Here is a 12,490-nt window from a genome sequence, read left to right on the forward strand (position 1 = left end):
TCACGGGCGGCCCTTCGAGGCCTTCCGCTCGGCCGCCCGGACCTGCTCGGTGAAGGCCTCCGTGGCGATCCGCTCCACCGCGGCCCCGTGCCGGGCGGCCAGCTCGTCCGCCGGGCCGGGGGAGGACTCGCGGGCCTCCAGGGCGAGCAGCGCGCCGCCGTCCGGGACCCGGGGCGACAGCACGATCAGCGCGGCGCCGCCCTCCGCCGCTTGGTGTTCCTCGGCCGCGTTGCCCAGCGCCGCGCCCGCCGCGAAGCCCAGCAGCACGCCGATCGGCCCGCCGAGCAGCCCGACCAGGCCGCCCAGCACGCCGGAGCCGACGGTGGCCACGCCCGCGCCCTTGGTGAAGGTGTCCCTGATCTCCAGCAGGCCCTCGGCGGTGCGCTCCATGGCCGCCGCGTAGCGCAGGCCCGGCAGGTGCTGCGCCTCCTCGAAGGCCGGGCGCCAGCCGGTGGCGTCCGGGAAGGTCAGCAGGACGACGTTGTGCTGCTCGCTCATCGCGCTCCGATCGGGTCCGGGGCCGGGGCCCGGCGGGTGGCTTCCATCCTGGCCCCCGGCGGTCGGCCCGGCCACAGGAGTCCGGGCCGGCCGCAGGGGCCCGATTCCGGCCAACCCGGCCGGCGGCCGCGCGGACGAAGCGCCCGTGACCCGCAGCCGTACGGGCCCGGCCCGCGTTCGTTCGACCGTGGCCGAAATTGCGCCCGGCGGCGGTCGGAACCCTGGTGTGCCGGGCGGGCTGTTGACAGTATCCGGACAACGGCACGACCCCGTGCCGACCGAACCACAGGGATCACCGGAACCAGCTAGCACCGGACACCAGGGGAGGAACCAGCATGCCGTCCACCACCGAACAGCTCCGCGCGCTCAAGGACGAGGACTTCCGGCTCGGCCTCGTTCAGGACCACCAGCCCCACCCGGCCGGGGACCCGGCGGACGAGGTGTACACGAGCGCGAGCAAGCAGCTCAACACCTGTGAGTACATGTCCAGTTGCTGGCGAATGTGCAGCTACTGACGAACCCGCGCCACCCCCGGCGGTGCGCGTCGCGCGCCGCCGGGACCATCCCCGAGGGAACCGAGCACGAGAGGCCGTACCGCCCGTGTTAGACGCGTCCGAACTCCGCCGGGCCGCCGCCCGGGCCGTCCCGCTCGCCGACCGCGGCCGGGCCGACCCCCGCCACGACCCCGGCGCGGAGGCGCGGGCACGCGCCGGACGGATCCTCGACCGCTGGCGCGCCCAGGCGCCCTTCGACCGCCCCGGCTGGTTCGAGCGCCGCCTCGCCGCGGACGGCCTCGACCCGGACGCGCTGCACGCCCTGCTCGCCGAGGACCCGGACGCCCTCGCCGACCGCCTCGGCACCCCCGACTGGGCCGAACGCCTCGCCGCCGCCTTCGAGTCCGGGCTCACCCTGGACGTCCCCGAGCGGCACGCCTTCGCCCGGCTCGCCGCCCCGGCCCTCGCCGCCGCCCGCGACCGCCTGCTCGCCGGCCTCGCCGAACTGCCGCTCGCGGAGCTCGGCACTGCGGAGGACCTGACCGCGCTCGTGCTGCCCGCGCTCACCGGGGCCGCGCACGCGAGCGCCGTCCGCACCGTCATCACCGAACTCCACGTCGCCCGGCTGAGCGGCGAGTTGACCGGCGACACCCCCGAGCAGCGCTACCGCGACTTCCTCGACCGGCTCACCGAGCCCGCCCGGGCCGTCCGGCTGCTCGCCGAATACCCCGTTCTGGCCCGGAGGTTGAGCACCGAAGCCGAGCAGTGGGCCGACACGTGCCTCACGCTCTACCGGCGGCTCGCAGCCGATCTGCCCGAGCTCGCGGACGTGTTCGCCTCCGGTCGCCCGCTCGGTCCGCTCGGTCCGCTCGGTCCGCGCGGCCGGCTCGGCCGGCTCACCGAACTCGCCACCGGGCTCGGCGACCCGCACCGCGGCGGCGCCACCGTCAGCCTGCTGCGCTTCGAGGACGGCACCCGCATCGTCTACAAGCCGCGCCCGCTCGGCGCCGAGACGCACTTCCAGCACCTGCTGCACTGGCTCAACCCGCAACTGCGGCTGCCGCTGCGCGAGCTCACCCACCTGGCCCGCGACGGCTACGGCTGGGTCGCCTTCGTCACCGCCGAACCGGCGCGCGACGCCGCCGAGTTGAGCGCCTTCTACCACCGGGCGGGCTCGCTCGCCGCGCTGCTGTACGTGCTCGACGCCGTCGACTGCCACACCCAGAACCTGCTCGCCGTCCGCGACCAGCCCGTCCTGATCGACCTGGAGGCCGTCCTCCACTCCGACCTGCCCGAGCCCGCCAAGGTCCTCTCCGAGTCCGAGCGCCTCGCCCGCCACCAGGCCCGGCACTCCGTCCTGCGCTCCGGCCTGCTGCCCGAACGGATGTGGGACGAGGGCAACGGCGGCGCCGACCTCTCCGCCCTCGGCTGGGACCCGGAGAACCTGCCGCCACGCCCCGCTCCCGTCCTCGTCGACGAAGGCACCGACCGGCTCCGGCTGGAGTACCGGCGGATGCCCGTCGCGGCCCCCGGCAGCCGACCCGTCCCGCCCGGTCAGCCGCTGCGACTCGCCGACCACGTCGACGAGTTGGAGGCCGGATTCACCGAGGCCTACCGGCTGCTCGGCGCGCGGCGCGACCAGGTCCGGGAGCTGATCCGGGCGTTCGGCGCCGACGAGACCCGGATGCTGCGCCGCGACACCCTCGAATACCGCAGCCTGCTCGCCACCGCCTGCCACCCCGACCTGCTCCGCGACGCCCTCGACCAGGACCGCCACCTCGACCGGCTCTGGGCCCTCGCCGCCTGGGAGGAACACGCCCTCGTCTACCTCGACCACGAACGCGCCGACCTCTGGCGCGGGGACGTCCCCGTCTTCACCGTCCGCCCCGACAGCGTCGACGGCCGCTCCGCCACCGGCGCCGTCATCCCCGGCGCCACCGACCGGCCCACCCTCGAACTCGCCCTGGAGAAGGTCGACGCCCTCGGCGAGGACGACCTCGCCCGCCAACTCCAGCTGCTGCGGCTCTCGGTGACCACGGCGGACGGCGCCCGCGAACCCCGCCGGGGCGAAGCCGTCGCCCCGGCTGCCGCCGATCCGGTCGCCGCCGATCCGGTCGGCTCACTGACCGCTCGCGCCCTCGCCAAGGCCGTCGAGGCGGGCGAGCAACTGCTCCGCGAGGCCTACCGGGGCAGCGCCGACCTCGCCTGGGCCGGCCCCAACTGGACCCCGCCCGGCCGCTGGGCCCCCGCCGAACTCGGCCCCGACCTGTACAGCGGCACCGCCGGCGTCACCCTCTTCCTGCACCAACTCGCCCTCGCCACCGGCGATCCCGAGCACCGCGCGGCCGCCGGCGCGGCCGAGGCCACCCTGCGCCACCAGGTCCGGCGGCGGGCCGACCGGCTCGGCGGCGGCCTCTCCGGCACCGGCGGCGTGCTGTACGCACTCGCCCAACTCGCCGCCCACCACCCGGATCCCGAACTCGACGGGCTCGCCGCCCAGGTGCTGGCCCGGATCGCCGCCACCGCCGCCGAGGACGAGCAGCACGACGTCGTCGCCGGGAACGCCGGCACCATCGGCGGCCTGCTCGCCTGGGATGCCGTCCGCCCCGGGCCCGCCGTCACCGACGCACTCGCCCGCTGCGTCGACCGGCTGGCCGACCTCGCGGCCCCGCACCCCGAGGGAGGCGTCGGCTGGCTGCCCGCCGCGCTCGCCGGCACCGTCACCCGCCCGCTCGCCGGCTTCGCCCACGGCGGCTCCGGCATCGCCTGGGCCCTGGCCCGGGCCGGCCACCGCCTCGGCGACCCGCGCGGCGCCGAACTCGCCCTCGCCGCCGTCGCGTACGAGCGCACCCTGTACGACGCCGGGGCCGGCAACTGGCGCGACGTCCGGGAGGACGGCCCGTCCCACCCCGCGCTCTGGTGCCACGGCGCGGCCGGTGTCGCGCTCGCCCGCACCGAGCTCGCCGCCCTCCTGCCGGAGGCCGCCGACGCGCTGCTCGCGGAGCGCGACACCGCACTGGCCACCGTCCTGCGGGAGGGCTTCGGCTACAACTCCTCGCTCTGCCACGGCGATCTCGGCAACCTCGACACCCTCCGCCTGGCCGGCCCCGCCTGGCGGGAGGCCGCCGACCGGCAGGCGCACGCCGCCCTCGCCGCCCTCGACACCCGCGGCTGGGCCTGCGGCCTGCCGCACGGAGTCCGCAGCCCCTCCCTGCTGGTCGGCGTCGCGGGCATCGGCCACGGCCTGCTGCGCCTGGCCGCGCCCGGGTCGACGCCCTCGGTGCTCGCCCTCCAGCCGCCGATGCTGGGCTAACGTCCCTGTTCCACAGGGTGGTTGAAGACCTCGCCGAGGTCCGCGGGCAGGCTCGCCACGATCAGCGCCACCGCCTCCTCGGCCGTCGCGGCCGGGACGGGATCCTCGTTGGTGCGGAACCGGACGAGGTAACCGCCGCCGCGCAGCGGCTCGGTGATCGTCGGCCCGGCGGCGACCGAGGGATAGGTGGTCGAGAGGCTGAACCAGAGCGAGAAGTGGCTGGTGCCCGGCATCAGCCGCCGCAGCCGCGGCTCGGCGTGGGCCGCGCGCAGCAGGCGCAGCAGTCCGGCGATCGGGGACGCGGGGTCGCCCCCGCGCTCGCGGTGCCGCTCGCCCCAGTTCAGCATCTTCAGTTGCCAGGCGGCCTCCACGGCCGCCTCCGGCCCGCGTGCGAGGGCGGCGCGGAAGTCCGGCCGTTCGACGGCGGGTTGTTCGGTGGTGGCGGGGTTCGGTTCGGTGTCGGGTCGCATGATCGCATCCTGCCCGACCTGCCGGCGGGAGGCGAGCGGCGCAGGAGACGCCGGAGGGGCCCCGCGCCGCCGCGCTGGGCCCCTCCTCGCTGCGGGGACCTGCTAGTTGTAGCTGACGGTGACGCTCGCCCCGTCGAAGCCCTGCTGGGCGAAGAGGCTGAAGTAGACGTACCCGGCGGGCGGGTTGGCGATTGTCAGCGTCTCGCCGTTGCCGCCGTTGGTCGACTTGGCCTGGTACGAGCCGGTGGTGGCCCAGGAGCCGCCGTTGTAGTACAGGTCGGCGTTGCCGGTACCGCCGCTGCTGGTGATGGTCAGCTGCTTCACGCCGGCCGGCAGCAGGACGAAGTTGTAGCGGTAGTTGCCGGTGGTGGCGGCGAGGCCGTCGCGGCGGCAGTTCTTGTCGAACTTCCGGACGTCGGCGGCGGTGCACAGCGGGGCCTGGTTGGTGGGCAGGGAGCCGCAGTTGTCGGCGCCGCAGGCCTTCAGCCAGGTCGCGAAGTCGGCGTCGTAGCGGGTGCCGATGGTGGTCTTGAGCAGCGTGCGGGCGCCCGCCCAGTCACCGGCGCGGTACTTGGCGAGCAGCGCGTCGACGTCCTGCGGGTGCGACTGCAGCATGTAACGCACCGCCAGGTAGCCCCAGTTGTAGACCCGGGTCGAGTCGGCGTTGTCGTAGGTGCTGTCGAAGAGCGTGCTCAGCGCGTACGTGCCCAGGCCGGCCTGCTTGACGGCGTCGTCGTAGTGCACGCCCCGGTAGCTGTACGAGACGTACTCGGCCAGGCCCTCGACCCACCAGACGGTCGGGGTGGTCATGCCGGTGTCGAAGTCGCCGTACATGTCGTAGCGGCCGTCGAGGTAGTGGGTGTACTCGTGGTTGAGGTTCCAGATCTGGAAGGAGGGGCGCAGCCAGTCGGCCTGGTGGGCGATGAAGCGGGCCTGGTTGCCGGGGACGTTCGGCTTGCCCTCCTCGTACATGCCGCCGTTGTCGACGGCGATGTTGTACATCTCCCAGGCGTAGAGGCTGTAGTTGTAGTAGTCGTCGAAGACGACGACCTCCAGGCTGGTGTTGTTGTCGTTCGCCACCGGGCCGTTGTCCTTGACCAGCTTGTGGAAGAACGCGTCCTGGTTGGTCAGGCTGGTGCAGGTGTCGGCGAACTGCTGCGCCGTCATGCTCTGCGACCGGATGCTCAGGTTGGCGTTGCAGGTGTGGTTGCTGGTGAGCACCAGCGGCACGAGCTTGGCCGGCACGTCACAGGTGCCGTAGTACGAGCAGTTGTTCGCGTCCTTCTTCTCCGCGAACCAGAGCAGGTTCATGGTGAGCGGGCCGGTGGCGCCGACCAGCGGGTAGCGGTTGATCAGGTCCTTGACCAGCGGCCGCCCCTGGGCCCGGAGGGCGTCGTTGGCGACCCAGTTGCCGAGCTCGATGCCGATCGAGGTGACCGCGTCGCCGCCGGTCATCTGGCCGGCGTTGCGGGTGACGAAGGAGGCGAGCGTGGTGGCGAAGGCCGGGTCGGCCTGCAGCGCGGAGACGAAGGCCGGCAGGTCGAAGCCGCGGTCGATCACGGTCTTGGTGTTGGCGACGGCGGCGGCCATCGAACCGGTCCAGGCGGAGGTGTAGTCGCCCAACAGGCGCTTCACGACACCGGTGTAACGGGCGTTCTCCTGCGCGCTGTCGATCAGCGTGACGGCCTCGGCGAGGGTCGCGCCGTTCGCCTCGGTGACGTCCTTGCTGTGCGGGGCGGCGAAGAAGCCGTCCAGCGCGCCGCGGATCGCGGTCTGCAGGGTGGTGCCGTACGGGCCGACGACGTCCGAGTGGTTCCACTGCACGTAGTAGCCGGCGCGCAGGAACAGCACCAACTGCCCCGCGGAGGTGGAGTCGTCGCCAGGGTAGCTGGTCGCGGTGTCGCGCAGGGCGTTCGCGACGGTGGCCATCTGGGCCTCGTTGAACGCGGCCTTGGCGTTGTCGCCGGTGAGGGTGAACAGGGTGTTGACGCAGTCCAGGCTCGCGGCCTTGACCTGCTGCACCAGCGCGGCACCGGAGTTGCTGGTGAAGGCGCTCACGTCGCAGGCGGTGGCGGCGAGTTGGCGCGGCGCCTTGGCCTGACCGGTGGCGCTGCCCGCCGCCGGGGAGGTGGCCTTCGCCTGCGGGTCCGAGGCGAGCGGACGGGGGTCGCGCGGGGTCTCGGGGGACTTGGGGACGGGGATCGCGTGCGGGGCGGTTCTGGCGGCTGTGGGCGCGGGGGTGGTGGGGGCCGCGTGGGCGGCCTGGGGTGCGTACAGGCCGAGCGCGAGGAAGCAGGCAGCACCGAGCGCGGGCAGTTTCCGCGCACGGGCCATCGATATCCGGGAGGGACGCATCTGTGGGGGCCTCCGGGGCCGTTGAGGGTCGCCGCGTGGTTGGGGGCACGCGGGTCCTGATGTGTGACATGTAAAATGCCACACTTTACGTAGCGGCGGGAAGCCCTTGAGACTGAATTGGTTGGAGCGTCAGGAATAAGCAGGAGCCCAGTGATCGCTGTTGCAACTCATACGCAATAGTGTTGTCCCGGCACGATCAGCACTGACCAACCCGCCGAAAGGGGCCGTGTCCTGATGGGCACCTACACGCTTCCCGACCTGCCGTACGACTACTCCGCCCTCGAGCGCGCCATGTCCGCCGAGATCCTGGAGCTGCACCACTCCAAGCACCACGCCGCGTACGTCAAGGGCGCCAACGACACCCTGGAGCAGCTCGCCGAGGCCCGCGACAAGGAGCAGTTCGGCGGCCTGGTGGGCCTGCAGAAGACCTTCGCCTTCCACCTGTCCGGCCACGTCCTGCACTCGCTGTTCTGGCAGAACCTCTCGCCCGAGGGCGGCGACCGCCCCGAGGGCGAGCTGGCGGATGCGATCACCGAGCACTTCGGCAGCTTCGACGCCTTCAAGAAGCAGCTGACGAACGCGACGACCGGCGTCCAGGGCTCGGGCTGGGGCATCCTCTCCTGGGAGCCGCTGGGCGGCCGGCTGATCGTCGAGCAGGTCTACGACCACCACGGCAACGTCGGGCAGAACACCACGCCGCTGCTGGCCTTCGACGCCTGGGAGCACGCCTACTACCTGCAGTACCGCAACGTCCGCCCGGACTACGTCACCCGCCTGTGGGACGTCGTCAACTGGCAGGACGTCTCGGCCCGCTTCGCGGCCGCCACCAAGACCGTCTGAGCGCGAGCTGAGACGCGAACGGCCCCGGGCCTGGTCGGGCAGGCCCGGGGCCGTTCAGCCGCGCAGTTGGCTGCGGGTGCGCATCAGGATCCGGCCGAGCATGTTCCTGCCGGTCCCGGTGCGTCCGCGCCCCCAGTAGTGGTCGGTCGAGGTGTCCTCCACGATCTCCTCGTCCCCGGTGGCGAGGAGGATTTCCCGGATGTCGTCATGGGCCCGGAACTTGGCCCCGACCGCGCGCCGCATCACATCATCCTTGACCCGCTCCCAGTCCCTGCGGAGTGGCTTCGACGAATCCCGCCCCAACTCCGCTGCCCGCAGTGGTGTACCGGCCCGGCGGATGAGTTCGGCCTGCCGCGTCCCGAGGAACTTCTGGGCCTGGTAGTAGTGCTCCGACGTCGGCCAGAGAAGACCGTCGAGCTCCACCTCATGCGCCGAGAAGTTCGAGAAGCACCCGTACGGCACTTCGTCGGCCCCGTAGAAGTAGATCGTCATCCCCTGCACGCTCCCAGCCACGAACCCGCGCCCGCAACCGATTTCGCCGTCACTACCCCGCGTCGCCCTGCCCCGGCGACGGCAGCAGGCTCGCCGCCCGCTCGTCCAGTTCGTCGACTCCCGGCACGTCACGGAGGCGGTAGAGGCGTGCCCGCAGATCGTCGACAGCGTCCTGGACCTTGATCGAGCGGATGCCGTCCGCGCAGTCGAGGAAGTCGTGCCACGCGGCGAGAGCGCCGTCGACGTCGTCCTGACGGAGCCGGACGGTGCCCAGGTCCGCGAGGACGATCGCGCGGGTGCGGCGCCGGTCGAGGCCGTGGATGTCGAGCGCGTGCCGGAGATGGTCCTGCGCACCGGCGTAGTCGCCGAGCCGGGCAAGGATCATGCCGGACTCATGGGCCCATCGGCCGATGCTGTAGTGCGAGGCCCAGGACCCGCCCGGCGCGTCGGTGGCGCGTTCGATCGCCGTCTGCGAGGCCGAGAGCGCGGCAGTGGCGGTGCGACGGTCGCCGTCGAGCGCGGCGGCGTTGGCGAGGGTGGCCTGGTAGTAGGCCAGAGCGCGCGGGGCATCGAGGGACTTGGCCTGGTCGACGCACTCCTCCGCTATCCGGACGGCGGTGGGTCGGAACCCGAGGTCGATGGCCTGTACGGCGAGGCCCCGGAGAGCGGTGGCGGCCAGCTCGGCGTCGCCGGCCTCGGAGGCGAGCCGGAAGGAGTGGGCGTAGTACTGCTGGGCGGCGTCCTGGTTGCCCTCGTCCTGGGCCATCCACCCTGCCAGGTGCACGAGTTGAGCGGTGGCGGCGAGCAACTCCCGGCCGATCGCCTGACTCCACGTCCCGTCCAGCCAGGGCGCCACGTCGTGATGGAGGTAGCGGACTGCGAGATGCCGAGCGTGCCCGCCACCCAGCTCCGCCGCCGCATCGCCGAGCGACTTCGTCATCTGCCGGACGGCCGCAACCTCCCCCCGCCCGACCTGCACCTTGCCCCCGGCCTTCAGCCGCACCCGCCGCAACACGGCATCCGGGTCAGGCAGCCCCAGCGCCGCGAGCGCGTACGCGCCAGAGGCGGCCACGAATCCCCGGCGATCCACCACGTCCCTCCGGCTCAGCTCGATGACGGAATCCACGGTATCGCCAGTTCCGGTCTCGTCCTGACGAGCTGGCGGGCTGCTAACCGTTTCTGCTAGGTCAATGCCCAGAACCGAGATCAGGTACGGCATCCAGTACTTCGGGACGCGGCCGCCGCGCTCCCAGCGGGAGACCTGGCCCCGATCAGGTCCCGAGCCGCCCTTGCCCTCGGCCTCCCCCAGCTCGCGGCCGAGTCGCGCCTGCGACCAGCCCTTCCTTTCCCGCGCAGCCCTGATCAGCTGTGCGACTGTCGCGGGTCCCCCTGGCACGGCGCCCTCCCTCGGGCCGAGAGCTGGCCCACAGTGGCCGACAACTGGCCGACATCTGGTCCACACTCTGGCACCTTATCTCTCTGCGTGCACAGCGGTTGACTGAGAGTCAACCGCCTGGACGTCATCGGATTCGTGCTCCGGGCGGCTCGTCCAGCCGATCGGCGCCCCTCTGTGGAGCGCCGCGACCAGGAACGGAGACTGCGGTGACCGCCGTCGACAATCGACCTCAACAGCGGCCGTGTGGCTTGACCGGAGTGGAAGCCCCCTTGATCGTCAGCCCGCTCGACACCGCGCGCTTCCCGGTTCCGCTGGAGTGGGGTGTGCCGCCGGGGGCCGACGAGGTGCCGGCGGCGCGGCGGCTCGTGGTGGCGATCGTGCGGGAGTGGGGTGTGCCGTTCTCGGAAGATGCCCTCCAGGAACTGGAGCTCTGCGCGAGCGAGGTGATCGCCAACGCGCTGCTGCACACCAGGGCCCGCTGCGCGATCACCGTCCGGCGCCGTGCCGACCGCGTGCGGGTGGAGGTGGCCGACCGGTGCCCGGATCTTCCGCGACCCGAGCGCGACGACGAATCGCCCGGCGGCCGCGGCCTCCTGCTCGTCGACGCCCTGGCGCACGCCTGGGGCTGGCACCCCACCGGCGCGGGCAAGGTGGTCTGGTTCGACTACCAGGAGACCCCCGAAGCGCCGTGCCCCACCCACGGTTGGGGCACGGCCCACACCCTCAACTCCCTCCCCGAGGTAGCGTGATGCCGTCCCGGCTCGCCGAATCCCCGCCCCGTGGGTCCAGCCGCTGAGCACCCGGCACAGCCACGGGGCGGACCGGCCCGATCGCGCACCAGGATCTCCGGCTCGGTGGACCGGGCGCTAGATGCGCGCCTTGCGCACCGAGTGCAGGGTCGCCCCGGCCAGCGCCATCGTCGACCGGACGAGCGACAGCCGCTCGTGCCGGCGGTACAGCGCCCAGTTGTGTTCCACCAGCGACAGCTTGTTCGACGACAGGGACCCGGCCCGGCCGGACCGGTAGACCGCCAGCGGTTCCCGCAGCCCCCGGGCGGGGTGCCCGTCCCTCATGATCGACAGCCACAGCGCGTAGTCCTGCCGCTTCGGCATGTCCGGCATCAGCCGCGTCCCCAGCACCTTCCGGTCGTACATGGCGGTCAGGGCCCCGATGTGGTCCTGCACCAGCATGTCGCGGTACGTCACCCGCTCCCGCGCCTCGACCACCCGCCCGTTCGGCACGAAGTCGGCGGCCTCGCCGACGTGGTCGCCGTCGACCTTGAAGTAGGAGGTGAACGTCAGTGGCGCATCACCGCCGGCGGCGAACGCGAGCTGCCGCTCCAGCTTCTCCGGCAGCCACATGTCGTCGCTGTCCAGCAGCGCCACGTACTCCCCCCGGGCCCGCGCCATGGCGAGGTTGCGGGCCCTGGCCGCACCGCCCTGCTCGGGCGCCGCCTGCGGGCGAACACGCTCGTCCGTGCGGGCCAGCTCCTGCAGCAGGTCCATGGAGCCGTCGGTGGACGCGTCGTCGGTGATCAGCAGCTCCACGTCCGCGTGGGTCTGCGCGAGCACGGAGCGCACCGACGCGCCGAGCGTGGCAGCCGAGTTGTGGACCGGCATCACCACAGAGACCAGGGGCACGGCGCTGCTCCTCACCCGGATCGGAGTCGTCATGGACGTTGTTGTCGCCGGTCAAGGGTACGTGGGTCTTGTAATCTTCCTGGCCGGAGACCACCGAGGCGAGGTGCCTCACCGGGTGGGGCACGGCGCACAACCGCAACTCGTCTCGATGACCCGGCGAACGGTTGGCTCCTTCGGCGGGGGACACCCTCTGTCTTTCCGAGGTGAGGAGCGGGCGCGAGGCAGCTGCCCACGCCGAACCCAAGGAACCGAGGCTGATTCTGTGCTGGGATGGCGTGCAGTGGGTGCCCGAGACGATCGCGCCCGACTATGCGGCAGCCCAACGGCTCGTCCACGGCATCCGGGGCGACGGCTCGTTCTGACCGTCCGCCTCCTGGCGGACGGCGCCGAGCCTGTGATCTGACGGAGGGAAGCGACATGGCGATCGAAGCGGAGCTCAAGGCAGCGGTGCGCGACCCGGAGGGTGTGCTGGCCCAGTTGGAGGAGCGGCGCGGTGCCGGTCGGGCCGAGGTGTACCGCGACACGTACTACGACGCGCCGGACGGCAGCCTGATGGAGGCCGACCGCGAGCTCCGCATCCGTACCGTGCACGGGCCGGACGACGACACGCGCACCATGCTCACCTACAAGGGCGCCCGGGTGGATGCGGCCTCCGGCTCGAAGCCGGAGGCCGAGACCCGGGTGGAGGACGCCGAGGCGATGCACGAGATCGTCCGGGGCCTGGGTTTCGTCCCGCGCCTCGCGTTCGAGAAGCGGTGCCGCAACTACTCCTTCGAGCGCGACGGGCGGCGCATGCTGGCCACGCTCGTCCGTGTTCCGGAGCTGGGGGACGAGACGTTCATCGAGGTGGAGACGGTGGCCGACACCGAGGTCGAGGTCGCGCCGGCGCTCGCCTCGGTCCGGGCCGTTCTGCGTGAACTCGGCATCGGTGAGGAGGAATTGACCGCCGAGCTGTACACCGATGCGGTCGCGGCGGCCCGGCGGCCGTGAGG

The 12,490-nt window shown here is 72.7% G+C and carries 12 protein-coding genes; 6 read left to right on the plus strand and 6 right to left on the minus strand.

What is annotated here, in order from left to right:
• Positions 1-498: a hypothetical protein gene (locus VM95_RS10555; RefSeq protein ID WP_052707274.1), complete on the minus strand. Its 498-nt coding sequence runs from the start codon at positions 496-498 to the stop codon at positions 1-3.
• Between the two features lie 335 nt (positions 499-833).
• On the opposite strand from VM95_RS10555, the gene VM95_RS10560 reads away from it, so the two are divergent.
• Together VM95_RS10560 and VM95_RS10565 are read left to right on the plus strand one after the other, a co-directional pair.
• Complete coding sequence (locus tag VM95_RS10560; protein ID WP_045694552.1) at positions 834-1,013, plus strand: hypothetical protein; 180 nt, start codon at positions 834-836, stop codon at positions 1,011-1,013.
• Positions 1,014-1,098: 85 nt separating this feature from the next.
• Positions 1,099-4,305 (plus strand): type 2 lanthipeptide synthetase LanM family protein, encoded by a 3,207-nt coding sequence (locus VM95_RS10565; RefSeq protein WP_045694554.1) that lies wholly within the window; start codon positions 1,099-1,101, stop codon positions 4,303-4,305.
• Here VM95_RS10565 and VM95_RS10570 read toward each other — a convergent pair.
• Positions 4,302-4,775, minus strand: coding sequence for a DUF6193 family natural product biosynthesis protein (locus tag VM95_RS10570; protein WP_052707275.1), 474 nt, complete (start codon positions 4,773-4,775; stop codon positions 4,302-4,304). The genes VM95_RS10565 and VM95_RS10570 overlap by 4 nt on opposite strands.
• A gap of 102 nt (positions 4,776-4,877) precedes the next feature.
• Complete coding sequence (locus VM95_RS10575; RefSeq protein WP_052707276.1) at positions 4,878-7,109, minus strand: M9 family metallopeptidase; 2,232 nt, start codon at positions 7,107-7,109, stop codon at positions 4,878-4,880.
• 255 nt (positions 7,110-7,364) lie between these two features.
• Between VM95_RS10575 and VM95_RS10580 the strand changes: the two genes are divergently transcribed.
• Complete coding sequence (locus VM95_RS10580; protein WP_045694558.1) at positions 7,365-7,970, plus strand: superoxide dismutase; 606 nt, start codon at positions 7,365-7,367, stop codon at positions 7,968-7,970.
• Positions 7,971-8,024: 54 nt separating this feature from the next.
• Here the strand turns inward: VM95_RS10580 and VM95_RS10585 are convergent, their stop codons facing one another.
• Positions 8,025-8,462 carry an NADAR family protein gene (locus VM95_RS10585; RefSeq protein WP_045694560.1) on the minus strand — a complete coding sequence of 146 codons (438 nt, stop codon included), beginning with the start codon at positions 8,460-8,462 and terminating at the stop codon, positions 8,025-8,027.
• Positions 8,463-8,514: 52 nt separating this feature from the next.
• A complete protein-coding gene (locus tag VM95_RS10590; protein ID WP_482259123.1) occupies positions 8,515-9,924 on the minus strand; it encodes a helix-turn-helix domain-containing protein in 1,410 nt (469 codons plus the stop codon).
• Between the two features lie 203 nt (positions 9,925-10,127).
• On the opposite strand from VM95_RS10590, the gene VM95_RS42375 reads away from it, so the two are divergent.
• Entirely contained in the window at positions 10,128-10,607 is a 480-nt protein-coding gene (locus VM95_RS42375) for an ATP-binding protein (RefSeq protein ID WP_052707277.1), read from the plus strand.
• A gap of 117 nt (positions 10,608-10,724) precedes the next feature.
• Here VM95_RS42375 and VM95_RS10600 read toward each other — a convergent pair whose 3' ends face one another.
• Entirely contained in the window at positions 10,725-11,498 is a 774-nt protein-coding gene (locus tag VM95_RS10600) for a glycosyltransferase family 2 protein (RefSeq protein WP_045694564.1), read from the minus strand.
• 203 nt (positions 11,499-11,701) lie between these two features.
• Between VM95_RS10600 and VM95_RS45595 the strand changes: the two genes are divergently transcribed.
• Positions 11,702-11,860 carry a DUF6087 family protein gene (locus VM95_RS45595; RefSeq protein WP_425265294.1) on the plus strand — a complete coding sequence of 53 codons (159 nt, stop codon included), beginning with the start codon at positions 11,702-11,704 and terminating at the stop codon, positions 11,858-11,860.
• Between the two features lie 55 nt (positions 11,861-11,915).
• Entirely contained in the window at positions 11,916-12,488 is a 573-nt protein-coding gene (cyaB, locus tag VM95_RS10605; RefSeq protein WP_045694566.1) for a class IV adenylate cyclase, read from the plus strand.
• Positions 12,489-12,490: the final 2 nt, after the last annotated feature.

Origin of the sequence: Streptomyces rubellomurinus (assembly GCF_000961885.1) — a bacterium.
Taxonomy (GTDB): Bacteria; Actinomycetota; Actinomycetes; order Streptomycetales; family Streptomycetaceae; genus Kitasatospora; species Kitasatospora rubellomurina.